The organism is Streptomyces sp. NPDC058653 (assembly GCF_042716895.1).
GTDB lineage: Bacteria > Actinomycetota > Actinomycetes > Streptomycetales > Streptomycetaceae > Streptomyces.
In genome coordinates this window covers 94,608-120,598 of sequence record NZ_JBHXRM010000011.1, presented here as the reverse complement: position 1 = coordinate 120,598, position 25,991 = coordinate 94,608, and the positions used below count along the sequence as shown (strand labels likewise).

The 25,991-nt window shown below is 71.8% G+C and carries 23 protein-coding genes; 15 read left to right on the top strand and 8 right to left on the bottom strand.

The window, feature by feature from the left end; translation table 11 throughout:
• Nucleotides 1-169: 169 nt before the first annotated feature.
• Nucleotides 170-1,060 carry a helix-turn-helix transcriptional regulator gene (locus ACFWU9_RS12620; protein WP_384317154.1) on the bottom strand — a complete coding sequence of 297 codons (891 nt, stop codon included), beginning with the start codon at nucleotides 1,058-1,060 and terminating at the stop codon, nucleotides 170-172.
• Nucleotides 1,061-1,235: 175 nt separating this feature from the next.
• Between ACFWU9_RS12620 and ACFWU9_RS12615 the strand changes: the two genes are divergently transcribed.
• Nucleotides 1,236-2,006 carry an SDR family oxidoreductase gene (locus ACFWU9_RS12615; RefSeq protein WP_384317152.1) on the top strand — a complete coding sequence of 257 codons (771 nt, stop codon included), beginning with the start codon at nucleotides 1,236-1,238 and terminating at the stop codon, nucleotides 2,004-2,006.
• An 83-nt stretch (nucleotides 2,007-2,089) separates the two neighbouring features.
• On the opposite strand, the gene ACFWU9_RS12610 is transcribed toward ACFWU9_RS12615, so the two are convergent.
• From ACFWU9_RS12610 to ACFWU9_RS12590, 5 genes are all read right to left on the bottom strand, one after another.
• The gene (locus ACFWU9_RS12610) at nucleotides 2,090-3,271 is read right to left on the bottom strand and encodes a GDSL-type esterase/lipase family protein (protein ID WP_384317149.1); all 1,182 of its coding nucleotides are present in this window, start codon (nucleotides 3,269-3,271) and stop codon (nucleotides 2,090-2,092) included.
• A gap of 8 nt (nucleotides 3,272-3,279) precedes the next feature.
• Nucleotides 3,280-3,882, bottom strand: a complete 603-nt coding sequence (locus ACFWU9_RS12605) for a TetR/AcrR family transcriptional regulator (RefSeq protein WP_384317146.1) — start codon at nucleotides 3,880-3,882, stop codon at nucleotides 3,280-3,282.
• 109 nt (nucleotides 3,883-3,991) lie between these two features.
• Nucleotides 3,992-5,908 (bottom strand): serine/threonine-protein kinase, encoded by a 1,917-nt coding sequence (locus ACFWU9_RS12600; RefSeq protein ID WP_384317144.1) that lies wholly within the window; start codon nucleotides 5,906-5,908, stop codon nucleotides 3,992-3,994.
• 235 nt (nucleotides 5,909-6,143) lie between these two features.
• Complete coding sequence (locus ACFWU9_RS12595; protein WP_384317141.1) at nucleotides 6,144-6,623, bottom strand: MarR family winged helix-turn-helix transcriptional regulator; 480 nt, start codon at nucleotides 6,621-6,623, stop codon at nucleotides 6,144-6,146.
• Nucleotides 6,620-7,216 carry a type 1 glutamine amidotransferase family protein gene (locus ACFWU9_RS12590; RefSeq protein ID WP_384317139.1) on the bottom strand — a complete coding sequence of 199 codons (597 nt, stop codon included), beginning with the start codon at nucleotides 7,214-7,216 and terminating at the stop codon, nucleotides 6,620-6,622. Before ACFWU9_RS12590 ends, ACFWU9_RS12595 begins: the two co-directional genes overlap by 4 nt.
• Nucleotides 7,217-7,379: 163 nt before the next feature.
• Here ACFWU9_RS12590 and ACFWU9_RS12585 point away from each other — a divergent pair, with 163 nt between their 5' ends.
• From ACFWU9_RS12585 to ACFWU9_RS12570, 4 genes are all read left to right on the top strand, one after another.
• A complete protein-coding gene (locus tag ACFWU9_RS12585; protein ID WP_384317136.1) occupies nucleotides 7,380-8,759 on the top strand; it encodes an aspartate aminotransferase family protein in 1,380 nt (459 codons plus the stop codon).
• A gap of 305 nt (nucleotides 8,760-9,064) precedes the next feature.
• Nucleotides 9,065-9,757, top strand: a complete 693-nt coding sequence (locus tag ACFWU9_RS12580; RefSeq protein WP_384317133.1) for a GntR family transcriptional regulator — start codon at nucleotides 9,065-9,067, stop codon at nucleotides 9,755-9,757.
• A gap of 11 nt (nucleotides 9,758-9,768) precedes the next feature.
• Entirely contained in the window at nucleotides 9,769-12,456 is a 2,688-nt protein-coding gene (locus ACFWU9_RS12575; protein WP_384317131.1) for a glycosyltransferase, read from the top strand.
• 195 nt (nucleotides 12,457-12,651) lie between these two features.
• Nucleotides 12,652-13,302 carry a hypothetical protein gene (locus ACFWU9_RS12570; RefSeq protein ID WP_384317301.1) on the top strand — a complete coding sequence of 217 codons (651 nt, stop codon included), beginning with the start codon at nucleotides 12,652-12,654 and terminating at the stop codon, nucleotides 13,300-13,302.
• A 67-nt stretch (nucleotides 13,303-13,369) separates the two neighbouring features.
• On the opposite strand, the gene ACFWU9_RS12565 is transcribed toward ACFWU9_RS12570, so the two are convergent.
• Nucleotides 13,370-14,170 (bottom strand): SLATT domain-containing protein, encoded by an 801-nt coding sequence (locus ACFWU9_RS12565; protein WP_384317129.1) that lies wholly within the window; start codon nucleotides 14,168-14,170, stop codon nucleotides 13,370-13,372.
• 363 nt (nucleotides 14,171-14,533) lie between these two features.
• Between ACFWU9_RS12565 and ACFWU9_RS12560 the strand changes: the two genes are divergently transcribed.
• From ACFWU9_RS12560 to ACFWU9_RS12515, 10 genes are all read left to right on the top strand, one after another.
• Entirely contained in the window at nucleotides 14,534-14,869 is a 336-nt protein-coding gene (locus ACFWU9_RS12560; protein WP_078075883.1) for a YbaB/EbfC family nucleoid-associated protein, read from the top strand.
• An 83-nt stretch (nucleotides 14,870-14,952) separates the two neighbouring features.
• Nucleotides 14,953-15,552 carry a recombination mediator RecR gene (gene recR / locus ACFWU9_RS12555; protein ID WP_384317126.1) on the top strand — a complete coding sequence of 200 codons (600 nt, stop codon included), beginning with the start codon at nucleotides 14,953-14,955 and terminating at the stop codon, nucleotides 15,550-15,552.
• Nucleotides 15,545-16,210, top strand: a complete 666-nt coding sequence (locus ACFWU9_RS12550; RefSeq protein ID WP_384317123.1) for a DUF5063 domain-containing protein — start codon at nucleotides 15,545-15,547, stop codon at nucleotides 16,208-16,210. The genes recR and ACFWU9_RS12550 overlap by 8 nt, the downstream gene beginning before the upstream one ends.
• A 101-nt stretch (nucleotides 16,211-16,311) precedes the next feature.
• Nucleotides 16,312-16,758, top strand: a complete 447-nt coding sequence (locus ACFWU9_RS12545; RefSeq protein WP_384317120.1) for an SRPBCC family protein — start codon at nucleotides 16,312-16,314, stop codon at nucleotides 16,756-16,758.
• A gap of 231 nt (nucleotides 16,759-16,989) precedes the next feature.
• Entirely contained in the window at nucleotides 16,990-19,074 is a 2,085-nt protein-coding gene (locus ACFWU9_RS12540) for a SpoIIE family protein phosphatase (RefSeq protein WP_384317117.1), read from the top strand.
• Between the two features lie 184 nt (nucleotides 19,075-19,258).
• Nucleotides 19,259-20,140, top strand: a complete 882-nt coding sequence (locus ACFWU9_RS12535) for a hypothetical protein (RefSeq protein WP_384317114.1) — start codon at nucleotides 19,259-19,261, stop codon at nucleotides 20,138-20,140.
• A gap of 307 nt (nucleotides 20,141-20,447) precedes the next feature.
• Nucleotides 20,448-21,719 carry an aspartate kinase gene (locus ACFWU9_RS12530; RefSeq protein ID WP_384317299.1) on the top strand — a complete coding sequence of 424 codons (1,272 nt, stop codon included), beginning with the start codon at nucleotides 20,448-20,450 and terminating at the stop codon, nucleotides 21,717-21,719.
• Between the two features lie 25 nt (nucleotides 21,720-21,744).
• Entirely contained in the window at nucleotides 21,745-22,803 is a 1,059-nt protein-coding gene (locus tag ACFWU9_RS12525) for an aspartate-semialdehyde dehydrogenase (RefSeq protein ID WP_384317112.1), read from the top strand.
• A 365-nt stretch (nucleotides 22,804-23,168) separates the two neighbouring features.
• Nucleotides 23,169-23,831 (top strand): SigE family RNA polymerase sigma factor, encoded by a 663-nt coding sequence (locus tag ACFWU9_RS12520; protein WP_384317110.1) that lies wholly within the window; start codon nucleotides 23,169-23,171, stop codon nucleotides 23,829-23,831.
• 200 nt (nucleotides 23,832-24,031) lie between these two features.
• Nucleotides 24,032-25,126, top strand: a complete 1,095-nt coding sequence (locus tag ACFWU9_RS12515; RefSeq protein ID WP_384317107.1) for a hypothetical protein — start codon at nucleotides 24,032-24,034, stop codon at nucleotides 25,124-25,126.
• A 60-nt stretch (nucleotides 25,127-25,186) separates the two neighbouring features.
• On the opposite strand, the gene ACFWU9_RS12510 is transcribed toward ACFWU9_RS12515, so the two are convergent.
• Nucleotides 25,187-25,939 carry an SURF1 family protein gene (locus ACFWU9_RS12510; RefSeq protein ID WP_384317105.1) on the bottom strand — a complete coding sequence of 251 codons (753 nt, stop codon included), beginning with the start codon at nucleotides 25,937-25,939 and terminating at the stop codon, nucleotides 25,187-25,189.
• Nucleotides 25,940-25,991: the final 52 nt, after the last annotated feature.

Here is a 25,991-nt window from a genome sequence, read left to right as displayed (position 1 = left end):
TCCCGAAGCCCGACCCGAACGGCGTGCGGCGTATACGCCGTGTGCGCCGTCTTGCGCCCCCTGCGCCGTGTGCGCCGCCGATGGGTGCCGGGCATCGGGTATGGGGGGCGGGCGCCCGGGTCGGGGGCCCGAGGATGCGCCTTGGCAGGGGGCCCGGAGGCCCCGGAGGTCAGGGGCTGGAGGTGTCCGGGACCGGGTCCGCGTGCTGCGGTGCCGTCCAGCTGTCGAGGAGACGGAGCGCCTCGGCGGAGGGGGAGCCGGGCTCGACGTTGTAGACGCACAGGGTCTTGTCCGTGTCGCCGGGCGGCTGGAGCGCCTCGTAACTGAAGTGCAGATCGCCGACGAGCGGGTGGCGGTAGTGCTTGGCGCCGTGCGTACGGCGCAGGACGCGGTGGTCGTTCCACCAGCCGGTGAACTCCCGGCAGCGCAGCGTCAGTTCGCCCACGAGGTCGGCGAGCTGGCGGTCCTTCGGGAAGCGGCCCGCTTCGAGGCGGAGCATGGCCACCGTCTCGGAGGCCATCTGCTCCCAGTTGCCGACGCGTTCGCGGGCGTCCGGGTCCAGGAGGTAGTAGCGGGCGATGTTACGGCGCGTGGCGGGCATCGCGTCGAAGTCGGTGACGACCGCGCGGGCCAGCCGGTTGGAGGCCAGGACGTCAGTACGGCGGCCGAGGACGAAGGCCGGTACGTGGTCGAGCGTCTGGAGCATCAGATGCAGGCCGGGGCGGACCCGCTGCGGGGCCACGGGTGTGTGGCGGGCGGGGGTGGGCCGGGCGACGAGGTCGGTGAGGTGTTCGCGCTCGTCGGTGCTCAGGCGCAGCGCGCGGGCCAGGGCGTCGACGACCTCGGGGGAGGGGTTGGTGGCCCGGCCCTGTTCGAGGCGGGTGTAGTACTCGGTGCTGACCCCGGCGAGGCGGGCGGTCTCGTCACGGCGCAGGCCGGGCACGCGGCGCGTACGGCCGTCGGTGGGGAGGCCGGCCTCGTCGGGCGTGATGCGGGCGCGGCGCGAGCGGAGGAAGTCGGCCAGTTCGGTGCCCCGGGTGGTGCGTGTCCTGCGGTCCATGTCTCCAGTGTCGGTGCTCGCCGGGGTGGCGGGCGGGGTGTGGGGGGTCCTGCCGGTACCTGCCTGGGCAGGGCCTGTTACGGCGGCCGAGGCGGGCGATCGCGGTGGTGTTCTGGAGAAGGGCCGGAGCGGACGAGCCGGCCGGCCCTCTCCCTTCTTCCGGAAAGGCACAGCCATGTCCACGAACACCAAGCCCCTGGCCGGACGCGTCGCCGTCGTCACCGGCGGCTCCAGCGGCATCGGCGCCGCGACCGCCGAGCACCTGGCCGAACTGGGCGCGTCGGTCGCCGTTCTCGCCCGGCGGGCGGACCGGCTGACGGACCTCGTCGCCCGGATCGGGAAGAACGCCGGCACCGCGATCGCCGTCGCCGCCGATGTGAGCGACCCCGACGCCGTACAGGCCGCCGCCGACCGGGTCGAGGCCGAACTCGGCGGCGCCGACCTGCTGTTCAACAACGCCGGGGTGATGCTGCCCGCGCCGATCGAGGAGCGGACCACGGAGCTGTGGCAGCGGCAGATAGACGTCAACGTCAGTGGGCTGATGTATGTCATCGGCGCGTTCGTGCCGCAGTTGGTGCGGGCCGCCGCCGAGAAGGGCGTCGCCGACCTCATCAACACGTCGTCGATCGGCGCGCAGAACATCTACACCAACTTCGCCGTCTACACGGGCACCAAGGCGTACGTCACCCACATGTCCCGCAATCTGCGGGTGGAGCTGGGGCCGAAGAACGTACGCGTGTCGACGCTGGAGCCGGGGCTGGTCAAGACCGAGCTACAGACCCATGTCACGGACGATGGCGCGCTGGAGTGGCTGGACGGGGTCCGCGACTCGCTGGAGTGGCTCACGCCGGAGGATGTGGCGGGCGCGGTCGGGTATCTGGCGGGGCTGCCGGCGCGGGTGAACTTCCAGCAGCTGACGCTGATGCCGACGGGGCAGCTGAGCTGAGCCGCCCCGTCGGCCGAGGCCTCAAGGCCGACGTCCGGCGCCGGGTCCCGGGTCCCGGGGGGCCGGGTCCCGGGGTCGGCGCCTCAGCGCGCCGGGTTCAGCACAGCCGGTGTGAAGGCCAGCCGGGCGAAGCGTTCGCCGATGAGGCGGTGGGTCGCGGCGTCCGGGTGCAGCTCGTCCGGGAGGGGCGTCTCGGCGTAGTCCGCCTCGCCGTACAGCTCCCGGCCGTCCAGGAGGCGCAGGTTCGGATCGTCGGCGGCGCGCTGCCGTACGATCCGGGCCAGCTCGTCCCGGATGACGTTCAGCGTCAGCTTCCCGCTCGCGCGCTCCGCGGGGTCGCCCGTCGCCAGGAACCTCAGCTGCCCGTCGCTCATCGCGGAGAAGTCCGGGGCGGCGGGGCCCGGGGTGTCCTCGTGGATACGGCAGTAGGTCGGCGAGACGACCAGCAGCGGTGCCGTGGGGTGGCCCTCGCGAATGGTGTCGAGGAAGCCGTGGACGGCGGGAGCGAAGGCGCGCAGCCGCATCAGATCGGCGTTGACCAGATTGATGCCGATCTTGAGGCTGATCAGATCGGCCGGGGTGTCCCGCATCGTACGGGCGGTGAAGGGGTCGAGCAGGGCGTTGCCGCCGAAGCCCAGATTGATCAGGTCCACACCGCCGGACCGGGCGGCGACCGCGGGCCAGGTCGTGGTGGGGCTCGCCGCGTCGGAGCCGTGGCTGATCGAGCTGCCGTGGTGCAGCCACACCGGGCGGCCCGAGTCCGGCACGGGCTCGACGGGCGCGTCCGTGCGCAGGGCGAGGAGCTCGGTGGTCTCGTTGTGCGGGAGCCAGATCTCGACGTCCTTCTCACCGTCGGGCAGGCCGTCGAAGCGGACGGTGCCGGGCGGGCCCGGCTTCTGCTCGGTGGTCCCCGCCGTCATGTCGACGGTCAGGGTGTTGCCGCCCGGCACCGTGGCCCGGCCCGCCGGGCGGCCGTCGACGAGCAGGTCGTACACACCGTCGGGGCGGGGCGGGGCGCCCACGTAGACCCGCTTGGTGGGCAGCGCGTCCAGTTCCACGGCGGTGGCCCGGGTGCGGAAGGCGAGCCGGACGCCGGAGGGCTGGTTCTCCACCATGGCCAGGTCCGTGCCGGCGCTCTGGGCGCGGGCCCAGGCGGGCAGACGGTGCGGCAGGACGCCGTGCGCGGTGTGCTCCAGATCGACGGCGCCCCGCAGGATGCCGGCGGTGAGGGGGGTGGTGGTCCAGCCGTCGTGCGGGGTGTTCATGGTCGGGCTCACTCTCTCGATCGGGGCGCGCGGTCGGGGGCCGGCGCGGTCCAGGTGCGGAGCAGCGCGTCGAGGCGGTCCACGATCCACACCCATGTCTCGCGTGTGTCGGGCGCGCTGTGGCTGAAGCCGCCGGCCGTCTCCAGGCTGATGTAGCCGTGGAAGACGCTGCCCAGGAGCCGTACGGCGTGTGTCTGGTCCGGCTCCGTCAGGTCGTACCCGCGCAGGATCGCGCGTGTCATCCGGGCATGCCGGGGCCCGGCGCTGGCGGCGGCCGTCTCCGCGTCCAGCGTCAGCCGGGCCGCGGTGTACCGGCCGGGATGCTCGCGGGCGTAGTCGCGGTAGACGTTCGCGAAGGCGGCGAGGGCGTCCTTGCCCGCGCGCCCGGCGAGAGCCGTGGCGAGCCGGTCGGCCATCTCCTCCAGCGAGAGCAGCGCGATCCTGGTCTTGAGGTCCTGGGAGCTCTTCACGTGCGAGTACAGACTCGCGACCTTGACATCGAACTGCCGGGCGAGCGCCGAGACGGTCACCTGCTCGAATCCGACCTCATCGGCCAACTCGGCCCCGGCCGTGACCAGACGTTCGGTACTCAGTCCTGCGCGTGGCGACATGCGTCTCCTCGTCTGCCCTCTGCTCGCGTGCCTAAGTCGATTATGCACTTACCTAAACCCTATAGGTAAATGTGCCGGCAGGCGGGAGCGGTGGGCCGTCGAGGGGCGGTCAGCCGGCCTTCGTGTAGGTCACCGATTCGCCGTTCGCCGTGGTCACGCGGCGGAGGCGGCCGTCCGGGAGGATCGTCAGTTCTGTCGACGCGCCCGGGGTGCAGGAGGACATCGGGCGGCCGGTCGTGACCGTGGACGGGCCGATCTTCAGGGGGCCACTGGGCGGGGCCTCGCCGAGCGGTGCCTCGAAGACGCAGTGGTAGGTGCCGCCGGTGTCGGTCGGTCCCTCCGCCGTCAGTACGAGCACGGTGTCGCCCACCTTGCCCTGCCGGATGGAGAGTTCGCGGGTGTTGCGCCCCGTGGCGCCGTCGATCGTGCCGGACCAGGCGCCGAGGTACTTCTTGGGTACGTCCCCGGGGCCGGCGTCCTCGGAGGGCGAGGAGGAGGGGGACTGGCTGGTGGGAGGCGCGTCGTCGGACGGGGTGGTGTCGTCCGCCGAGGCCCTGTCGTCGGCCGAGCCCCCCGCCTGGTTGTTCGACGGCTCGTTCTTCTCGCTGCCGCTGTCCATGAACGCATACACCGAGCCGCCCGCCGCCAGCGCGACGATCACCGCGACGGCGATGAGCGCGACCGTGCCGCGACCGCCCCGGCGCGGGGGCTCGGGCCGGGGGACGGGCGCCGGGCCGTAGGCGGGAGTGGGACCGTACGGCGAGGGGTGGCCGTAGCCGGCGGGCGCCGGGCCGTAGGGGGGTGTGGCGCCCCACGGGGGGAGAGGGGGCTGGCCGGGCTGGGGATAGCCGTACTGCTGGGACTGCTGCGGTGGTTGGGGCTGGGGGTAGCCGTACTGCTGGGGCGGGGGCGGCGGTGTCTGGTACGGGCCCGGTGCCGGCTGCGGGGGCGGACCCTCGGGGGACGGCGTGCTGACCATCGTGGCCATCCCGTGCACCGCGCTCCCGCCGCCCGTGCCGGGGCCCCCGGGCGGGGGCGGTCCGGGCGGCGGCTCCGCACCGGGGGGCTCCGAGGGGCTCTCCGGTGGGCCCGCCGGCTTCGAGAACGCCAGTTCCGTACGGGACCCGGGCTCCTCGTGGTCCAGCAAGTGCACCGCGTCCGTGCCCAGTTGGGCGAGGAGCGGGCCCGGCAGCCAGGGCTCGTCCTCGTCCGGTTCGCCGACCCGGGCCAGGATCTGCGCCGGGGTCGGCCGCTCCGCCGGGTCCTTCTTCAGGCAGTCGCCCACCAACTCCCGCAGCCCCTCCGGGAGTTCGGACAGGTCCGGGTCCTCCTGCGCGATGCGGAACATCAGCACGTGCACGGCGGTGTCCGCGGTGCCGAACGGGAGCCGCCCCGTCGCCGCGTACATCAGCACCGAGCCCAGGCAGAACACGTCGCACGCGGGCGTGACCGCCGTGCCGCGCACCTGCTCCGGCGCCATGAAGCCGGGCGACCCGACAAGCCCCCCGGTCCGCGTCAGCCCGGCGTCGGTGACCGACTCCAGCGCGCGGGCGATCCCGAAGTCGATGACCTTCGGGCCCTCGATGGTGACGAGGACGTTGGACGGCTTCAGATCGCGGTGGATCAGGCCGGCGCTGTGGATGTCCTGGAGGGCGTGGGCGAGACCGGAGCCGAGTATCCGGACCGAGCGCGCGGGCAGCGGCCCGTGCGGACCCGACACGATGTCCTGGAGCGCGGGCCCGGCGACGTACCCCGTGGCGACCCACGGCACCGGCGCCTCCGTGTTCGCGTCGAGGACCGGCGCGGTCCAGGCGCCGCCGACCCGCCGGGCCGCGGCGACCTCCAGCCGGAACCTGTCGCGGAACTCGTCCTGTTCGGCGAGTTCCCTGCGTACGAGCTTGACCGCGACCGTACGGCCCCGGTCCGAGCGCGCCAGATAGACCTGCCCCATGCCCCCGGCACCGAGGCGGGCCAGCAACCGGTACGCGCCGATGCGCTGTGGATCTCCTGCAGCCAGCTTCTCCATGGCCGTACGGCCCTCCCCCAACGATGCACAAGCGATGCACAAGAAGATGCACAAGCCCAACGCGCCGAGGATAGTGCCGGGTTCGCCGCCTCGCGCGGTCGGTGGCGGACCCGCGGTCACCCGTCGATCGGAGCGAGAGGCGGCCCCACGGCGCACGGACCGGAACGGGCCCGTACGCAGGAAGACTGACGTACGGGCCCGTCCGGTTCCCGGCCCCCCGGGGGAGCCGGGCCGCTCACCCCGGCCGTGAGCCCAGCGCGTCCATCGCCCGGGACAGCCGCTCCAGCACCCGTACGGTCTCGGCGAAGCCCTCCGCGCCCAGTTCGTCCGTGAGCCGCCGGGCGAGGGCCGCGTGACCGGGGGTGATCTCGTGGATCGCCGCCCGTCCCTCCTCGGTCGGGGCGAGCAGCTTCGCCCGCCGGTGGGCGGGGTTCGGCTCGTACGCCGCGAGTCCGCGCTCGACCAGCAGATCCGCGATCCGCTGCACGCTCTGCCGGGTGATGCCCATCTCGCGGGCGATCCCGGAGACGGGCAGCGGCGCGGGCAGTACGGCTCCGAGGACCTGCCACCAGGCCGCCGTCAGACCCGCCGGGGCGGCCAACTCCTCCGCCACGGAGAGGAATTGGCCGTTCAGCCGGAAGACGCCGAGCGCGGTCCTGCTCAGCAGCTCCGGGGAGCCGGTCCCCGCGGCCGGCTCGGGCTCCGCCCGGCTCATGAGTGGAGGATCTCGTACGCGCTCGGGTCCGAGTTCTTGAACAGCCGGTACCAGGCGTCCAGTTTCTCGCCCTCGTACACACCCAGCAGCGCGAAGATCTCGCGGGCGAACGCGACGGGCTCGGTCGGGCCCGCCGTGATCAGATTGCCGTCCGTGACCGCGTCCGCCTCGCGGTAGTGCCCGCCGCCCTGATATCCGGTGGCGTCCAGGTACTGGGCGACGGCGCTGGTGTGCGCCCGGTCGTCCAGCAGCCCCTCACGGGCGAGCCCGGCCGTCGCCCCGCAGATCGCGGCGACGGGGAGGCCCAGCCCCAGGAAGCGCCCGGCGGCGCGGGCGAACGGCGCCAGGTCGTCCCCGGTGTCCCAGAGGGAGGCGCCGGGGAGGATGAACACCGCCGTGTCGCCCGGCTCGCCGACCTGGTCCAGGGCGACATCGGGCTCGACGCGCAGCCCGCCCATGGTGGTGACGGCGTCGGCGGTGGGCCCGACGGTGCGCACGGTGAAGCCGTGCTGGGTGAGGTGCGCGGTGGCGTAGCCGGTCTCCCAGTCGGCGAGGGTGTCGTACACGGCGAGGTAAACGGTCCTGCCGGTCATGGTGGCCTCCTCGGCTATATGACAGCAGCCTGTCATGTCGACAGCGTGCTGTCAATCCAGTGAGGCGGCGGTACGGGCGGGGCGACAGTCTGCCGAGTCACACCAGCAACACCAGACATCGTGTTCGCTCCCGCCCCCGCCCGCCGCTCTCTACGCTGTTCGCATGACCCCTCACCTCGACGTCAACCCTGTTGGCAATGTCGACCCGAAGGCCGGGGCCGCCGTCAAGGCCGCCGACCGTGCGCACGTGTTCCACTCCTGGTCCGCGCAGGAGGTGATCGACCCGCTCGCCGTCGCCGGCGCCGACGGCTCGTACTTCTGGGACTACGACGGCAACCGCTATCTCGACTTCACCAGCGGTCTCGTCTTTACCAACATCGGCTACCAGCACCCCGTCGTCGTCTCCGCCATCCAGGAGCAGGCGGCCAGACTCACCACCTTCGCTCCCGCTTTCGCCATCGACGTACGCTCCGAGGCCGCACGCCTCATCGCCGAGCGCACCCCCGGTGACCTTGACAAGATCTTCTTCACGAACGGCGGCGCCGAGGCCGTCGAGAACGCCGTACGGATGGCCCGGCTGCACACCGGCCGCCCCAAGGTGCTCTCCGCGTACCGCTCCTACCACGGCGGCACCACCACGGCGATCAACCTGACCGGGGACCCGCGCCGTTGGGCGTCCGACACCGGCAACGCCGGGGTCGTCCACTTCTGGGCCCCCTTCCTCTACCGCTCTCCCTTCTACGCCACCACCGAGGCCGAGGAGTGCGCGCGCGCCCTCGAACACCTGGAGGCGACCATCGCCTTCGAGGGGCCGGGGACCGTCGCCGCGATCATCCTGGAGACCATCCCGGGCACGGCCGGCATCATGACGCCGCCGCCCGGATATCTCGCCGGCGTACGGGAGCTGTGCGACCGGCACGGCATCGTCTTCATCCTGGACGAGGTCATGGCGGGCTTCGGCCGTACCGGCGAATGGTTCGCCGCCGACCTCTACGACGTCGTGCCCGACCTGCTGACGTTCGCCAAGGGCGTCAACTCCGGCTACGTACCGCTCGGCGGCGTCGCGATCTCCGCCGCCATCGCCGACACCTTCGCCACCCGCCCCTACCCCGGCGGTCTCACCTACTCCGGCCACCCGCTCGCCTGCGCCGCCGCCGTCGCGACGCTGCGGGTGATGGCCGACGAGAAGATCGTCGAGCACGCGGCGCACATCGGGGAGAACGTCCTCGGCCCCGGTCTGCGCGAACTGGCCGACCGGCACCCGTCGGTGGGCGAGGTGCGCGGCCACGGTGTGTTCTGGGCGCTCGACCTCGTACGGGACAAGGAGACGCGCGAGCCGCTCGTGCCGTACAACGCCGTGGGCGAGGCGAACGCGCCGATGGCCGCCTTCGCCGCCGCGTGCAAGAAGAACGGGCTCTGGCCCTTCGTGAACATGAACCGTACGCACGCGGTGCCGCCGTGCACCGTCACCGAGGCGGAGGCGAAGGAGGGGCTGGCGATCCTGGACGCGGCGCTGGCCGTGGCCGACGAGCACACACGGTAGGCGGAGGACCCGGCGACCGGTGGTGCCGGCCGCGCGGACGGGACGGGCGCACCGCTCGTCCCCGGCGCCGCGCGGCCGGCCGGCGGCCGGGAGCCGGCGGCCGCTGCCACCGCCGCCGGGCGGGACCGGTGATCGCCGGGCCGCCCGACCACGTCATGACGGCGGTACGGGAAGGGGACGCCGCGCCCCGCGGCGCCCACCCGGACCCCCGTGCCGCCAGCGCCCGGCGGGCACCGGGCGGTCGCGAGGGCCCCTGCGCATCCCTGCCTTAAGGTGTGCGAAGCCGGATGAGGGGACGAAAACCAATGCCCGCCAGCGGAGCTGTGACCCGCAACACCCTGCGGCAACAGATCGCGGACGCACTGCGTGACGAGGTGTTGGCAGGGCGTTTGCTCCCGGGCGAGGAGTTCACCGTCAAGCACATCGCCGAGCAGTACGGCGTGTCGGCGACCCCCGTGCGGGAGGCGCTCGTCGACCTCAGCGCACAGGGACTGCTCGACTCCGACCAGCACCGCGGCTTCCACGTCCACCAGTTCAGCGTCGCCGACTTCCGCGCCATGGTCGAGGCGCGCTCGCTGGTCGCGGACGGCATCTTCCGGCGTATCGCGGCGAGCGGGCTCGGGCGGGTGAACTCCGAGGCGCTGGTGTCCGTACGGCGCCGGGCCGAGGAGGCCGCGCGGGCGGCCAAGGGCGGGGACCTGGACATCCTGATCGGGTACGACCTGCGGTTCTGGCGGGAGCTGACGACGCTCGTCGCCAATCAGTACATCTGTGACTTCCTGCACCGGATGCGGGTCCAGGCGTGGGTGTTCTCCGTGCCGTTCCTGCGCGCCGACGACGCCTGCCGCGACTGGCTCTGGAACGGACACGAGCAGCTGGTCGACGCGATCACCCTCGGCGACGCGGACGCCGCGCGCGAGGTCGTCGACAACTGCCACGCGCACCTGCTGGCGTGGGCGGACCGGCTCGATCCGGAGTTGGGACGTCCGCGGAGGTGAGCGGGTACGTGATGAGCGGAGGCGGGCCGGGGCCGCGTGCGGGTTCCGGTCCGGGCGCGCCGCGTACGCCCGGCGCGCCGTCCGCGGCCCGCGTACCGGGCGCGGTTCGCGCCGCGGCGGACCTGAGCGTCGTCGTCCCCGCGTACAACGAGGAGCACCGGCTGCGGCCCACCCTCGACGCGATCCGCGCGCATCTGCGCGCCGACCCGGAGCGCTGGGGCGACTGGGAGCTGATCGTCGTCGACGACGGGTCGACGGACGGCACCGGCGCGGTCGCGGCGGAGGCCGCGGCGGACGAGCCCCGTATCCATGTGCTGACGAGCGAGGAGAACCGCGGCAAGGGGCACGCGCTGCGGCTGGGCGTCCTCGCGTCGTACGGCCGGCGGGTCCTGGTCACGGACGCGGATCTGGCGACGCCGATCGAGGAACTGGACAGGCTGGACGCGCTGCTCGCGGAGGGCTGCGACGACGGCCGCGACCGGGCGTACGAGGAGGACAGCGCCGAAAGCGCCGACAGCGCCCACGGCGCGCACGAGGACGACAGCGCCGACGGAGACGACGGCCCGCACGAGCGAGACGACGAGGACCGGGCGTACGAGGGCGACGGCACCGGCCCCGCGTATCCTCCCGCCGCCGTGATCGGCTCCCGCGCCCTCCCCGGCTCCCGCATCGACGTGCACCAGCGCCCGCTGCGCGAGTGGCTCGGCCGGCTCGGCAACCGCCTCATACGGCTCGTCGCCGTCCGCGGCGTGTACGACACCCAGTGCGGCTTCAAACTCTTCGACGGCGACAAGGCGCGTGCCGCCTTCGAGGCCTCCCGTCTCGACGGCTGGGGCATAGACGTCGAGATCCTGCGCCACTTCCGCCGCGCCGGCTGGCCCGTCGCCGAGGTGCCGGTGCGCTGGTCGCACCAGTCCGGTTCGAAGGTGCGGCCCGTGGACTACGGCCGCGTACTGCTGGAGCTCGTACGGCTGCGCACCCGCGTACGCCCGGTGGATCTCGCCGTGGCCTCCTTCTTCCTCCTCGCGTCCGTCCTTCTCTACAAGGGCCTGTGGGCCGACCTGGACCACGCGTATCTCGCCGACTCGATGCAGGACCAGAACCAGTGGGAATGGTTCTTCGCCGTCACCGCCGACAACGTCACACATCTGCGCAACCCGCTCTTCACCACGTACCAGGGCTTTCCCGACGGGGTGAATCTGATGGCGAACACGGTCATGCTCGGGCTGTCCGTCCCGCTGACCCCCGTCACCCTTCTCCTCGGCCCGACGGTGACCTGGGCACTGGTCCTCACGCTCGGCCTGACGGCGACCGCCGTCGCCTGGTACTGGCTGTTCGTGCGCCGGCTCACCCGCGTCCGCCCGGCGGCGGCGCTCGGCGCCGCGCTCGCCGCGTTCGCGCCGCCGATGATGTCGCACGGCACCGCCCACCCCAACTTCCTCGTGCTCTTCATGGTCCCGGTGATCATCGACCGGGCGCTGCGGCTGTGCGAGGCCGCCGACGGAGGCCGGCACGTCGTACGGGACGGAGCGCTGCTCGGGCTCTTCGTGACGTACCAGATCTTCCTCGGCGAAGAGCCGCTGCTGCTCGCGGCGATGGGGATGCTGATCTTCGCCGGGGCGTACGCGCTCGTCCGCCCGGACGTCGCGCGCGCCGCGCTGCGACCGCTGCTGCGCGGGCTCGGGGTGGCGCTGGCGGTGTGTCTGCCGCTGGTGGCGTTCCCGCTGTACTGGCAGTTCTTCGGCCCGCAGAGCTACCACAGCGTTCTGCACGGCGACAACGCCGGGAACAGCCCGCTCGCCTTCCTGGAGTTCTCGGGCCGCGCGCTGCTCGGCGACGAGTCGCGCGCGGACACGCTCGCCCTGAACCGTACCGAGCAGAACGCCTTCTACGGCTGGCCGTTGACCGCGCTCGCCTTCGGGATCGTGGTGTGGCTGTGGCGTTCGGCGCTGGTGAAGGCGCTGACGGGCACCGTGCTCGTGGCCGCCCTGCTGTCGATGGGGCAGAGGATCCGGATCCCGTTCACGGACGTGGTGCTGACCGGACCGTGGCGCGCGCTGGCGCATCAGCCCCTCTTTGAATCGGTCATCGAGTCACGGGTGGCGATGATCTGCGCCCCGGCGCTCGGCATGCTCCTCGCCCTCGCCGCGGAACGGATGGCGGACCTCGAACCCCGTACGCACCGGACGGTGGGACTGGCCGCGATCGCCGTCGCGCTGCTGCCGATCCTGCCGACGCCGCAGCCGGTACGGGAGCGGCCGGACGTGCCGCGGTTCATCACGGACGGCATGTACCGGGACTACGTCGGCGAGGGCGAGAGCGTCGTCCCCGTACCCCTGCCGAGTCCGGCCGAGGCGGAGGCACTGCACTGGCAGTCGGCGACCGGCTTCGGCTTCTCCATGCCCGACGGGTACTTCAACGGGCCCTGGGGACCGGAGCGGATGGGTATCTACGGCGCCGCGCCGCGCTACACCTCCAACCTGCTGCGCGACATCCGTTACGGCGCCCGTATCCCGGAGATCGGCCCGAGTTGGCGCGCCCAGGCCAAGCTCGACCTGTCGTTCTGGAAGGCGGGCGTGCTGGTGCTCGCCCCGCAGGACAACGACGCGGCGCTGTACGAGGTCGTGACGAAACTGGTGGGGCGGCCGGGGCAGCGATTGGGGGGAGCGTGGGTATGGGACATGCCGACGGCTCGCTGAGAACGGAGGGCGCCGGTGGTACCGGCCGGGCGGTGCCGGTGGTGCCGGTCGTCTTCGCTGATCGCGTCCGCCGCATTACGCTGGCCCGACGGCTGGTACGTACGTACCTGTACGAACCTGACGGAACAGATGGAAACCGAAGCATTCCAATCATCCGAAGGAATCCGTTCGAACTCGTTGGAGAGCGAGCCTCCCTTGGCCTGTGACCTGTGGTTGGTCCCCCTCGTCGATGTGCTGTGCTACAGCCCCGACAATCCCTTCGCCGAAGAGATCGCGGCCTACGACAAGGCACTCGGCGACGCCGGGCTGCCATCCGTTCCCGTCTTCGCCTATATGCCGGGTCTCTCCGGAGATGTCGCGCCCGTCGCCGGATTCGACTACGACGCGCTGCACTTCCTGCGCCGGGCGTATCTGCTCCAGATCTGCGGTCTCGCGGTGACGCCCGTGGGTGAACTGGGCGGTGACTACGAGCAGTTGCTGGAGATGTTCGAGGCGACGGCCCAGCAGTCACATCTGGTCTGGCACTACGACCACGCGGGCGCGTACGTCCCCGTGGACTACGCGTCTCCGCTCTCCAACGAGGAACTCCTCGCGGGCGGCGGCCCGCTGGGCTCGACGCAGGGGCTGCTGCGCGAGCTGGAACTGGTGGCCCCGGCGATCGGTATCGACCCGGCCAATCCCCCGACCGCGCCGGCGCCGCCACAGGGTCCCACGTCCCTGGAGGAGCCGGCGGGGCCGATCCCGTACGACGACAGTCCGTTCGCCCGCGAGCGTCACGTCTGGCTGGGTCTGCACGCGGCGGCGACGCGGAGCCTCGGCCAGGGCTCCATGATCATCTTCAGCTGAGGCGGGCGCCGGGCGGGCACAGGGCCCGTCCGGCGCGCGTCGGCCCGCGGCTCCGCAGTTCACGCCACTACCGGACGTCCGGGGGCCGCTGCCGGGGCATGTTCGGGCGGGTGCCGGGCGGCAGCGGGAAGCGGCCCGGCGGAGCTCCCCCGCCGTCCGCACGCGCCGTGAACCCCGTGGCGCCCGGCGCCGACAGCCGCGTCACCGGCGGCGCGGGCGCGGACCGGTACTCCACCATCCAGTCCGCCGTCTCCGCCCGTACCAGCTCCGTGACGTCCTCCGAGAACCGCCGCAGCACCCCCAGGCACCGCTCCGCCGCCTCGCCGGCCGTGCCGTCCGTCGGGCCGAGCACCTCCCGTACGCACTCCGACGCCCAGTCGTACTGGAGCGTCTGGAGCCGCCGCTGCACCGCCTGCGCTGTCGCGACGTTCCGCATCCAGCCCGACGTCACCCCGAAGTACCGGTCGCAGCCCAGACAGGCCGCGGCCAGCAGCAGGGACAGATACCCCCACCCCGTCGCGGTCCCGCCCAGCACCTCCGTCAGGTCCAGCAGCGGCAGCGCGGCGCCCACGACCACGCCGAGCGCCGTCAGGGCGCGCAGGGCGCGTGCGCAGCGGCGCTTGACCACGCGCTCCGCGCGGTAGCGGGCGATCGTGCGCAGCGCGTCCGCCTCCGCCCACCGGTACAGCTCGTCGAGCCGCCGGGCGGGCTCGTTCCAGTCGCCGGCGGGGAAGGTCTCGGCGAGCGGGCCCCCGGCGGTGCCTCCCGGCGCGGGCGTCGGCAGGGGCGCCGGCGCGGGCCCCGGCGCGCCCTGCGGCACGTCCTCGTCCCGGGCCGGCCCCCCGGGCTGCATGTCCGGCTGGCTCACCGGGGCACTCCTCTGCGTAGCTGCACGACTGAGTGGAAGATGGAGATGTGGAGACGTCATGACGAGAGTCGGAATGACATGGACGGGGGCGGGAACGGGGGACGGGAACGAGAACGGGGTCGAGGTGGACGGAGGTGCTGACGGGATGGACGCGCACGCTGACGCGTACCGCACTTCCTACCGCCGAATGGTGGGCCGTGCGCCCGGATTCCCGGCGCTTCCACCGCACGGGCCCCGTGATCAGGTAGAGGAGGCGGGCACTCTCACCCGAAAGAGTTCGTTCCCGTGGGGGAGGGCGGCCACCGTGGTGACCACGTAGGCTCGACCTGCCGAACAACCGACGTCGATTTGCCAGGAGCGACCGTGATTCCCGGTGGTGGCCAGCCCAACATGCAGGAGATCCTCCAGCAGGCCCAGAAGATGCAGCAGGACCTCGCGGCGGCCCAGGAAGAACTGGCCGCGACCGAGGTCGACGGCCAGTCGGGCGGCGGTCTCGTGAAGGCCACCGTCAACGGCTCCGGGGAGCTGCGCGGGCTTGTCATCGACCCCAAGGCGGTCGATCCCGAAGACACGGAGACGCTCGCCGATCTCGTCATCGCCGCCGTCCAGGCGGCGAACGAGAACGCGCAGCAGCTCCAGCAGGAGAAGCTCGGCCCGCTCGCCCAGGGTCTCGGCGGGATGCCGGGGATGCCCTTCTAGCGGGGCGGCCCGGCAACTACCGTACGAGCGGCAGGAATCAACGACTTCCATACGCACCTCGGAGCATCAGGAAAGGCAGACCGTTGTACGAAGGCGTGGTCCAGGACCTCATCGACGAACTGGGCAGACTGCCCGGCGTCGGTCCCAAGAGCGCGCAGCGGATCGCCTTCCACATCCTCCAGGCGGAGCCGACCGACGTCCGCCGCCTCGCGCACTCCCTGCTCGAAGTGAAGGACAAGGTCCGCTTCTGCGCGGTGTGCGGCAATGTGGCGCAGGAGGAGCTGTGCGGCATCTGTCGCGACGCGCGCCGCGACCTGACGGTCATCTGCGTGGTCGAGGAGCCCAAGGACGTCGTCGCCATCGAGCGCACCCGCGAGTTCCGCGGCAGGTATCACGTGCTCGGCGGCGCGATCAGCCCCATCGAGGGTGTGGGCCCCGACGATCTGCGGGTCCGTGAGCTGCTGGCCCGTCTCGCCGACGGTACGGTCACCGAACTGATCCTGGCCACCGATCCCAACCTGGAGGGCGAGGCCACGGCCACGTACCTCGCCCGCATGATCAAACCGATGGGCCTGCGGGTCACGCGCCTTGCCAGCGGTCTGCCCGTGGGGGGCGACCTGGAATATGCCGACGAGGTCACGCTGGGGCGTGCCTTCGAGGGGAGACGACTGCTCGATGTCTGACGCAACGCTGCACTCCACCACGCAGGACCCGGACGACTTCGCGGTCCAGATCGCCGACCAGGTCGAGAGCTTCATCGTCGCGGTCACCGAGGTGGCGAAGGGCGACGAGCCCGACAGCGCCGTGCCCTTCCTGCTGCTCGAAGTCTCCCAACTGCTCCTGGCCGGGGGCCGGTTGGGCGCGCACGAGGACATCCTCCCGGACGAGCGGTACGAGCCCGACCTGGGCCCGGAGCCGGACGTCGACGATCTGCGCGAGCGCTTCGCGGTGATGCTGGAGCCGATCGACGTCTACTCGGAGGTCTTCGACCCGTACGAGCCCCGCAAGGCGCCGGTCCCGTGCCGGATCTCCGACGACCTGGCCGACATCGTCGCCGACCTGCGGCACGGCATGGCGCACTACCGCGCGGGCCGTACGACCGAGGCGCTCTGGTGGTGGCAGTTCTCGTACTTCTCCAACTGGGGCTCCACGGCCTCGGCCGCCCTCCGCGCCCTCCAGTCCCTGGTGGCCCACGTCCGTCTTGACCAGCCGCTCCCGGCCCTGGACGGCCTGGACACGGACCAGGACCTGGGCGAGGACGCGCTGGCGGAGGAGGCGGGCCGGGTGATGGCGGAGGAGCTGGGCACCCTGGGCATGCGCAAGGTGGCGGACCCGGCGTAGCGCCCCGGGGGGCGGCTCAGACCGACTCGAGTGGCGCGGGACTCCCGACGGGGACAGGGTTGACTGAGCACCTTTCTTTACTCAGCGAGGGGTGAACAGTTGTGAGCGGACAGTTCGAGACCATTGTCGAGATCGACCGACCGGTCGGGGAGGTCTTCGCGTATCTGGCGGAGGGCACGAACGACCGGGAGTTCAGTCCCCGGGTACAGAAGATCACCAAGGAGCCGGCGGGCCCCACGGTCGTCGGCACGGTCTTCCACAGCACGGTGAAGGACGCGGGGATGAAGACCCAACGCGACCTGCGGATCACCGAGTTGGAAGCCCCGACCAGAATCCGCTGGACGGAGACGTCGAAGAACTTGGTGACGTCCAGCGAGGGTGGCTACGACGTGGAGGAGCTCCCGGACGGCAGGACGCGGGTGCGGCTCTTCAACGTCCTGGAGGGCCACGGCGTCGGGAAACTGCTGGTGGGCCTGGCCCTCGGCGGGGCCCGCAAGGACGCCCCCGCGTTCGGCGAGCGCATCAAGAAGGCCGCCGAGGCGTCCTGAGCCCTGCCGGTGGCCGGGGCGGCTCCCGCGAGGGTGCCGTCCAGCACGTCGCGTCCAGCGCGTCACGTCCAGTACGCCACGTCCAGTACGTGCAGTACGTCGTGATGCGACCGGTACCGGCATCAGGCCCGCTCCTGTAGCGTCGAAAAGGACTCATAGTCCGGTAAAGCAGACATATCCCAGGTGAGGACTCAGGGCGGTACAACCGTGCACGGAGACGAGGAGAGCGCCGTGGCACGCGAGGCTGCGGCGCGCCTCGACGACGCGTTCGACCAGACCGCGCGGGCCCTGGGAGCGCATGTGGGGAACCTCTTCCTGCACGTCCCGGAGCAGCAGGTGCTCCAGATGACCTCCGTGATCGGGGGGCCCACGAGGCTCGCCAAGCCGTGGTCGTACATGGCGCTGGCGGCGCCGGTGCCGGCGGCCGAGGCGGCCAGGTCCCACGAGCCCGTCCTCATCACCGACCAGGAGGACATGGCGCGCCGCTTCCCCCACACCGCGCTCGTGTTCCCGTACTCGGTGGGCGTCTACGCCGTACCGCTGGTGGCCGGCGGATTCTGCTGGGGGGTCATGCAGCTGTTCTGGCCCGGCAGCCACGGCGAGCTGTCCGCCGCCGACCTGGCGATCACCGGCGAGGCCGGGGAGCTGATGGCGCGGACGCTGAAGGAGGCCGCCGACCAGGGGCATCCGGTGCGCCCGAGGGACGAGCCGGTCCTCGCGCAGGAGCCGCCGCCCGTCCCGGACCAGGGGCACGCGGTGGCGCTCACGGAGCGCTTCACCGAAGGGATCGTCTCGCTCGACCTCCTCGGCCGGATGACGTTCGTCTCCACCCGGGCGGCCCGGCTGCTCGGCCGCGACGCGGACGAACTGCTGGGTGCCGAGGTCGGTGATGTGCTGCCCTGGCTGGCCGACCCCGCCCACGACACGGCCTACCTCTCGGCCTTCATGAGCCGCGAGCCCACGGGCTTCGCCGCCAGCCGGCCGGACGGCGCCCAGCTGTCGGTCCTCCTCTACCCGGACGACACCGGCATCAGCGTGCGGATCAGGCCCGTGAACAGCGCGACCGGGGCGCCCCAGCAGTCGGAGGACAGGCTGGCCGCCGCCCCGACCACCACCGACACCCTCTTCCGCCTGCTGCATCTGACCTCCGCGCTCACGGAGGCGTCGGGGGTGAGACAGGTGACCGAGTCGCTGGTCGAACATATGAGACCGGCCCTCAACGCCCAGGGCCTGGCCCTGCTGACCGCCGACGAGGGCCGGCTGCGGGTGATCGGCTCGCGCGGGTTCCCGCCCCGGATGCGGGAGTTCTTCGACGGTCTGCCGCTGGCCACCCGGACCGAGGGGGTACGGACCATGGAGACCGGCGTCCCCCGCTTCCACCCCGACAACCGTGAGCTGGTGCGCGACTTCCCCCAGTACCAGCACTACCGCGCCATGGCGGCGTTCGCCTTCCTCCCCCTGACGGTCTCCAGCGGCACCTTCGGCTGCTGGGTGCTGGGATACGACGAACCGCACGTCTTCGCCGCGGACGAACGCGCGGAGCTGACCTCGCTGGCCGGGATGATCGCGCAGGCGCTGGAGCGGGCCCGGCTCTACGACGTCAACGCCAACGTGGCGCGCGGCCTCCAGGACGGGCTGCTGCCGCGCCGCCTGCCCGAGGTACCGGGTCTGGAGGTCGCCGCGAGATACCTTCCCGCGACGCACGCCCTGGACGTCGGCGGCGACTTCTACGACCTGATCGACTTCGGCGAGGGGTCCCTGGCGGGGGTGATCGGCGACGTCCAGGGCCACAGCGTCCAGGCGGCGGCCCTCATGGGCCAGATCCGCACCGCCGTGCACACCCACGCCAGGGTGGGCGCGCCCCCCGAGGAGATCTTCGCCCGTACGAACCGGTTGCTGATCGAGCTGAGCGGCAGCATGTTCTGCAGCTGCCTCTACGCGCACATCGACCTGCCGGCGCAGCGGGTCGTGCTGGCCTCCGCCGGTCATCCACCGCCGATCCTGCGCCACCCCGACCACCGCGCCGAGGTCGTCGACCTGCCGCCGGGGCTGCTCCTCGGCGTGGAGGAGGACGCGCCCTTCGAGTCGGTCGAACTGCCGATGCCGCCCGGCAGCCTGCTCGCCCTCTACACCGACGGTCTCGTGGAGCGGCCCGGCGTCGACCTCGGGCTTGGTATCGACGGCCTCGCCGAGCAGCTGGAACAGGCGGGGGACGCGCCGCTCGACATCCTCGCGGACGCCCTCGTCAAACGGGCCGAGGAGACGGTGGTGCCCAGGAGCAGCGACGACATCGCGCTGCTCCTGGTGCGCTCCTGAGGGCCGAGCCCCCCGGCGCGCCCGCGACCGCCACCGGCGCGGGGGTCTGTTCCACGCCGTGCACCGCACCGAACTCGCCTTCGCCCGCCGGGCGTTGAACCTGTGGCCCTCTTCCTCCGTATAGCCCTAATGACGCCTCTGTCGGCGTTCGTTGGCGTTCATCGGAGTTTTTACGGAGGCCCCCATGTTCGGAAAGATCATCCAGTGCGTCGTCGCCGGCGCCGTCGCCGCCGGCGGGCTCGCGGCGGTCGGCAGCCTCCCCGCGAACGCCACCACGATCCCGGCCGTGAACGTCGCCGTGAAGGCCGCCCCCGCCACGATCGCCTGCCCCTCCGCCGCCTGTGTGCGCCTCGCGAGCGGACTCGGTGAATCCGTCCGGGTCGCCCCCGACGGGCAGGGCGGCGCGTACGTCACGTACCAGAACGGCGACCTGCGCGAGGTGGACCTCGCCTCCGGCACGTCCACCGTCGTCGCGCGCGGTCTCGGCAACCTCCGGGGGATCGACGTCCACGGCTCCCGCGCGTACGTCGTCGACTTCGGCGGGAGCCTCCAGCGCGTGGATCTCGGCACCGGCGCCCGGCAGGTCCTCGCCTCCGGGCTCGGCGCGCTCCAGGCCGTCGTCCACGACGGCGCGAGCGGCAGCACCTATGTCAGCGGGAACGAGGGGCGGTTGGTGGAGGTGCGCGAGAGCGGCGCCCCCCGCGTCGTCGCCGAGCGGCTCGGGCTGTCGCAGGGCATCGCGCTCGACGGCAGGGGCAACGCGTACACCGCCGACATGATGGCCGGGCGGGTGCTGCGTACGGAGCTGGCCACCGGCGCCACCGAGACCCTGGCCTCGGAGACGTACGAGCCGACGTCGATCTCCGTCGGTCCCGACGGGCAGGTCTACTTCGCCGTGGCGGACCAGGTGACCCGGCTGGATCCGGCCACCCGCGAGAAGGTCCACTTCGCGAACATCCGGGGCCTGAACACCGCCGGTTTCACGATGGACGAGCGGGGCGACGCGTACGCCACCGACCTCGGCGCCGGCGGTTCCCTCTGGCGGATCCCCGGGCTCGGCGGCTGATCCCCCGAACCGAACGGACGGCGCACAGGCGTAAGCGGAAGCGGATGCCGAAGGGGAACAGGTCCAACCGGGCGTGATCGTCGTGTGACCCGGCCCACGTTCGGCGTGGACCGCCCCATACCGGGCATGCATGTCCACCGGACAGCCGCAACGCTTACCGGGCGACCTCGCGAACGACTTCCGGAACGATCACGGTGTGAGCCGGGTGTCTCACGATGCGATATCTCCCAAGCGGAATGCGGCTGCTCGTTAGACTGAGCCGACCGCAGTGATGAACGACTGCGGCATGAGTGAACGAGGAGCGCACGTGGGCCTTGTCGTGCAGAAGTACGGAGGCTCCTCCGTTGCCGATGCCGAAGGCATCAAGCGCGTTGCCAAGAGAATCGTCGATGCCAAGAAAAACGGCCACCAAGTGGTCGTCGTGGTATCGGCGATGGGCGACACGACGGACGAGCTGACCGACCTCGCCGAACAGGTGTCCCCGATCCCCGCGGGTCGGGAACTGGACATGCTGTTGACCTCCGGAGAGCGCATCTCCATGGCGCTGCTGGCCATGGCGATCAAAAGCCTGGGCCACGAGGCCCAGTCGTTCACCGGCAGCCAGGCCGGCGTCATCACCGACTCGGTGCACAACAAGGCGCGCATCATCGATGTCACGCCGGGCCGTATCCGTACGGCACTCGACGAGGGCAACATCGCCATCGTCGCCGGATTCCAGGGTGTGTCCCAGGACAAGAAGGACATCACCACCCTCGGCAGGGGCGGTTCGGACACCACGGCCGTCGCCCTCGCCGCCGCGCTGGACGCCGAGGTCTGTGAGATCTACACGGACGTGGACGGTGTCTTCACGGCCGACCCGCGCGTCGTCCCGAAGGCCCGGAAGATCGACTGGATCTCCATCGAGGACATGCTGGAGCTGGCGGCGTCCGGCTCCAAGGTGCTGCTGCACCGCTGCGTCGAGTACGCACGCCGATACAACATCCCGATCCATGTCCGCTCGTCCTTCTCCGGACTGCGCGGCACCTGGGTCAGCAACGAGCCGCAAGGGGACCAGCAGGTGGAGCACGCCATCATCTCCGGAGTCGCCCACGACGTCTCCGAGGCCAAGATCACGGTCGTCGGTGTCCCCGACAAGCCCGGGGAGGCCGCGGCGATCTTCCGTTCCATCGCGAACGCGGAGATCAACATCGACATGGTCGTACAGAACGTGTCGGCCGCTTCCACCGGGCTGACCGACATCTCCTTCACCCTCCCCAAGACCGAGGGCCGCAAGGCCATCGACGCCCTGGAGAGGGCCAAGGGCACGATCGGCTTCGACTCGCTGCGCTACGACGACCAGATCGGCAAGATCTCGCTCGTCGGCGCCGGTATGAAGACGAACCCGGGTGTCACGGCCAGTTTCTTCGAGGCGCTGTCCGAGGCGAACGTGAACATCGAACTCATCTCGACCTCCGAGATCCGTATCTCGGTCGTCACCCGTGCGGACGATGTCAACGAGGCCGTGCGCGCGGTGCACACCGCCTTCGGGCTCGACAGCGAGACGGACGAGGCCGTGGTCTACGGAGGCACCGGGCGATGAGCGGGAATCCGGGAAGCGCGGGCCGATGAACGGCCGCCCGACGCTCGCGGTCGTGGGCGCGACCGGGGGCGTCGGCGCCGTCATGCTCCAGATCCTGTCGCAGCACGCGGACGTCTGGGGCGAGATCCGCCTTCTCGCCTCGCCCCGCGCGGTCGGCCGCAAGCTGACCGTACGGGGCGAGGAGACCGAGGTCGTGGCGCTCACCGAGGCCGCGCTCCAGGGCGTGGACGTGGCGCTGTTCCTCGTACCGGACGCGGTGTCCGCCCAGTGGGCACCCGTCGCGGTCTCCCAGGGCGCCGTCGTGGTGGACGCGTCCGCCGCGTTCCGGATGGACGACGACGTACCGCTGGTGGTGCCCGAGCTCAATCCGCACGCCGTACGGCTGCGCCCGCGCGGCATCGTCGCGAGTCCGGGGTGTGCCACGCTCTCGATGATCGTCGCGGTCGGCTCGCTGCACGCCGAGTTCGGGGTGCGCGAGCTGGTCGTCTCCTCGTACCAGGCGGTCAGCGGGGCGGGACAGGACGGCGTCACGGCGCTGCGCCGGCAGCTGTCGGTCGTGGCCGGCACGGAGCTGGGGACCAACCCCGGCGACGTACGGCGGGCGGTCGGCGACATCACCGGGCCCTTCGGCGGGCCGCTGGCGCTCAACGTCGTGCCGTGGGCGGGATCGCTCATGGAGGACGGCTGGTCGTCCGAGGAGATGGCGATCCGGGAGGAGAGCCGGAAGATCCTCGACCTGCCCGATCTGAAGGTCGCGGTGACGTGTGTGCACGTGCCGGTGATCACCACGCACTCGCTCGCCGTGCACGCGCGCTTCGAGGGCGCGGTCACGGTCGCCAGGGCGCACGAGATCCTCGCGACCTCGCCGGGTGTGGTGCTGTTCGACAACCCGGCGGCGGGCGACTTCCCGACACCTGCGGACGTGGTGGGGACCGATCCGACCTGGGTGGGGCGGGTGCGGCGCTCGCTGGACGACGAGCGGGCGCTGGAGCTGTTCGTGTGCGGGGACAACCTCCGTAAGGGCGCGGCCCTGAACACCGCGCAGATCGCGGAGGCCGTGGCGCGGGAATTCACCCGCGCGTAGACCGGGGCGCGTGGACGGCGCCCGGGGTGTCGTGATGGGCTGAACCGACGGCCGGAGGCCCGCGCGGAATTGAGCGGGCGCCCGCCCGGGCCGGCCGTCCGAGGCTTTGTAGAGTGTGTGAACGCCCTGTGAGCAAATCGCCGATCAGTCCCACTTGAACTGGGGTGTTCCGGTGGCGGACGATGCTCATTCGACTTGTCGCAACCGACGGTTGACCGGAAGCGTCTATGCGGTCGCCCCTCCGTGGTGTCGTTGACAAAAGGGGCATCTGGGGGAGAACGGTTACGCATGAGGGTAATTGGTGCATCGTCAAATGTGGTGGCGAACGCGTACAACCCTGGGCGGGGGCAGCGTGTCCAACAGGCGTGGCAGAGGTTCTCGATTTCACAGCGGTCGTCCCGGTTCGCGGCACTTCGGTGCGGCCGGGCCGTCGGGCCCGCGTGCCCGGTGGTATGCCGGTGATCGCTCCCATGCCGGCGGCACGCCCGGCCGGCATCCCGGACCGGCGCGACAGCGCTGACGAAGCGATGGCCGCAGGTACCACCGTCGACCATCTGACCGAGACCTACCGACAGCACTACCGCTCACTGCTCGGCCTCGCGGCACTGCTCCTGGACGACACCGCCTCCTGCGAGGACGTCGTCCAGGAGGCCTTCATACGCGTGCACTCGGCGCGCAACCGCGTACGCGAACCGGAGAAGACCCTGGCGTATCTGCGCCAGACGGTCGTCAATCTGTCGCGCTCCGCGCTGCGCCGCCGCATCCTCGGGCTGAAGCTCCTCTCGAAGCCGATGCCCGACATGGCGAGCGCCGAGGAGGGCGCGTACGACCTGCTGGAGCGCGACGCGCTGATCAAGGCGATGCGCGGCCTCCAGCGCCGCCAGCGCGAGGTACTGGTGCTGCGCTACTTCGCCGACATGACGGAGGCGCAGGTCTCCGAGACGCTCGGCATATCCCTGGGCTCGGTGAAGGCGTACGGCTCGCGAGGCATCGCGGCGCTGCGTATCGCCATGGAGGCCACGGCATGAACGGGCACGAGCACGACCAGGACCACGGAAGGCCGGAGGGGCCGGACGGTCCGACAAGCGAGTCGACTGGAAATGGAACTGTGAACCACGGGCCGGAAGAAGAACCGGGCGGAGACCTGCACAGTGTGGCCGACGGCACGCGGGGCGCGGAAGGCGCGGCCGACAGCGCCCCCCGAACGGATGAGACCCAGCGGACGGACGTGACGCGGCAGACGGAGGCGGCGCCGCCCCAGCCCCTCACGGCGATCTTCGGCCGTGTCGGAGGAGGAGCGGGCGCCGGCGACGGTGACGCCGACGACGGGGGCATCCCCGACGAGTTGGCGCTGCGCCGGCTGCTGCACGGCGCCGTCCAGGAGATCGAGCCCTCGCCCGGAGCCCTCGACCATCTGCGCAGGGCCGTGCCCGCGAGGCGCGCGCGCAAGCGCCAGGCCGTCGTCGGTGTCGCGGCGGCGGCGCTGCTGTTCGGTACGGCCGTGCCCGCCTTCGTCCATGTCGCCGGCACCGGCGGCTCGTCGGACGGCAAGTCTTTCAACGTGGGCCACGGGGAGCAGGTCCAGGGCGGCACCGGCTCCGACGGCGGCCCGAAGGACAGTGAGAAGGAGGGCTCCGACCCCTCAGGCACGGCCGACGACCAGCAGAGCAGTCCCGGCGACGAGGACTCGCCCGAGACGGGCCTCGACGGGACCACCGGCGGTACGACCGGTGGTATCGACAACGACCCCGAGAGCAGCTTCACCAGCGCCACCGACACCTGTGACGCTGGCCAGCTCGTCGTGAGCTCGGAGTCCGGCGAACCGCAGGCCAACGGCACGGTCTACGGCAGGTTCCGCATCTCCAACGTCTCCGGCTCCGACTGCTCGGTCAGCGGTCACGGATCGGTCGAGTTCCAGGCCACGGGCGCCGCGGACCCCAGCAAGATCGAAGTGCTGGACCACACCGCGGGCGACCCGGCCGACGGTCTGCCCGACCCCTCGCTGGAGGCGACCAGCCTGGTCCTGCCGCCCTCGGGGGCGTACGAGGTCATGTTCGCCTTCGTGCCGACCGACACCTGCCCGACCGAGGAGCCGTCACCGGACCCCTCGCCCACGGAGGGCGAGACGGGCGGAGCGACCAACGGCACCGGATCGACGCCGATGGAGCCCGAGCCGCAGCTCGGCACCGACGACGGGGCGCCCGAGGACGGCAGCATCGATGTCGTGCACACGCCGGAGGCCGGTTCGGAGCCGGCGGCGACGACGATCGACAACGCGTGCGCCGGGACGATCTACCGGACGGGTGTGCTGGAAGCGTCGTAGAACCCGCCCGAGGGGCTCGGGGGCGGTCCACCGCCTGGCACCGGCCGGGGGCGACAGCGCTTACGCGGCCGTCTCCAGACCCAGCGCGCGGTCCCTGACCGCCTCGGTCTCGCGCCGGAACAGCCGGAACCACATGAAGAGCACGAAGGCGACGAAGACGAACCACTCGCCCGTGTACCCGAGGTTCTGGAACGCCTTCAGGTCCAGCCCGGTGCCCTGCGGAGCCCGCGCCGGTACGGGCGTGAGACCCGCCTCGGGCTCGGTGACCGTGACCCAGGCGTCGTACACCGCGTACGGCACGATGTTGACCAGCGACGCCCCGCTGATGATGCCGACCTGACCGGCCGGCAGCCCGCCGCGGGAGTCGGCGCCGTCGGTGCCCGAGTTCTCCGGCGCCTGGAGCGCGCCGGTGACGCTGACCTCGCCCTCCGGGGCGGGCGGTACGGCCTTGCCGGCCGGCAGCCAGCCCCGTACGACGGGCAGCGCCTTGCCACCGTCGGTCCGCAGCAGCGCCAGCACGTACGAGCCGGACTTCTCGTCCAACTCCCGGTTCGGGACGACGAGTTGGTCCGCGTACTTGCCGGTCGCCGTGGCGTGCCGGCCCGAGGTCTTCTGGTCGACAGGCAGCAGATCCGCCAACGGCGCCGCGGCCCGCTTCGCCGGATCGGGCGCGTCCTCGGCGCTCCGGTGCGAATCGACGCGGTCCTCGAAACGGCCGAGTTGCCAGGTCCCCATGAAGACGCAGAAGGGGATGGCGAGCAGCACGAAGACATTGATGCCCCACCAGCGGGGCGTCAGCAGGAACCGGTACACCCCTCTACGGTACGCAGCGCCCGCGCGGGCCCCGGGGGCGGGTTCGCGCACG